At 51.5% G+C, this 1,580-nt stretch carries 1 rRNA gene; it reads left to right on the plus strand.

Annotation, left to right across the window (positions count from 1 at the left end):
* The first annotated feature begins 13 nt into the window (after positions 1-13).
* Positions 14-1,554, plus strand: a 16S ribosomal RNA gene (locus tag KO502_RS12120).
* The last annotated feature ends 26 nt before the right edge of the window (positions 1,555-1,580 follow it).

Below are 1,580 nucleotides of genomic sequence, written 5' to 3' on the forward strand. Positions count from 1 at the left end.
CACAAACGATTTTTAATTGAAGAGTTTGATCATGGCTCAGATTGAACGCTGGCGGCAGGCTTAACACATGCAAGTCGAGCGGTAACATTTCTAGCTTGCTAGAAGATGACGAGCGGCGGACGGGTGAGTAATGCTTGGGAATATGCCTTATGGTGGGGGACAACAGTTGGAAACGACTGCTAATACCGCATAACGTCTACGGACCAAAGGGGGGGATCTTCGGACCTCTCGCCATTTGATTAGCCCAAGTGAGATTAGCTAGTTGGTAAGGTAATGGCTTACCAAGGCGACGATCTCTAGCTGGTTTGAGAGGATGATCAGCCACACTGGGACTGAGACACGGCCCAGACTCCTACGGGAGGCAGCAGTGGGGAATATTGCACAATGGGCGAAAGCCTGATGCAGCCATGCCGCGTGTGTGAAGAAGGCCTTCGGGTTGTAAAGCACTTTCAGTAAGGAGGAAAGGGTTGTAGTTAATAACTGCAATCTGTGACGTTACTTACAGAAGAAGCACCGGCTAACTTCGTGCCAGCAGCCGCGGTAATACGAGGGGTGCAAGCGTTAATCGGAATTACTGGGCGTAAAGCGTTCGTAGGCGGTTATTTAAGCAAGATGTGAAAGCCCAGGGCTCAACCTTGGAACTGCATTTTGAACTGGATGACTAGAGTACTGTAGAGGGTGGTGGAATTTCCAGTGTAGCGGTGAAATGCGTAGAGATTGGAAGGAACATCAGTGGCGAAGGCGGCCACCTGGACAGATACTGACGCTGAGGAACGAAAGCGTGGGGAGCGAACAGGATTAGATACCCTGGTAGTCCACGCCGTAAACGATGTCAACTAGCCGTTTGTGTCCTTGAGACGTGAGTGGCGCAGCTAACGCACTAAGTTGACCGCCTGGGGAGTACGGCCGCAAGGTTAAAACTCAAATGAATTGACGGGGGCCCGCACAAGCGGTGGAGCATGTGGTTTAATTCGATGCAACGCGAAGAACCTTACCATCCCTTGACATCCAGAGAAATTACTAGAGATAGATTTGTGCCTTCGGGAACTCTGTGACAGGTGCTGCATGGCTGTCGTCAGCTCGTGTTGTGAAATGTTGGGTTAAGTCCCGCAACGAGCGCAACCCCTATCCTTATTTGCCAGCGAGTTATGTCGGGAACTCTAAGGAGACTGCCGGTGATAAACCGGAGGAAGGTGGGGACGACGTCAAGTCATCATGGCCCTTACGGGATGGGCTACACACGTGCTACAATGGCAGGTACAGAGGGCAGCGATACCGCGAGGTGGAGCGAATCCCAGAAAGCTTGTCGTAGTCCGGATTGGAGTCTGCAACTCGACTCCATGAAGTCGGAATCGCTAGTAATCGTAGATCAGAATGCTACGGTGAATACGTTCCCGGGCCTTGTACACACCGCCCGTCACACCATGGGAGTGGGATGCAAAAGAAGTGGCTAGTTTAACCTTCGGGAGGACGGTCACCACTTTGTGTTTCATGACTGGGGTGAAGTCGTAACAAGGTAACCCTAGGGGAACCTGGGGTTGGATCACCTCCTTATCTTGAAGTAAGACTGCTTAATGGAA

Source organism: Colwellia sp. E2M01, assembly GCF_018860585.1.
Taxonomy (GTDB): Bacteria; Pseudomonadota; Gammaproteobacteria; order Enterobacterales; family Alteromonadaceae; genus Colwellia.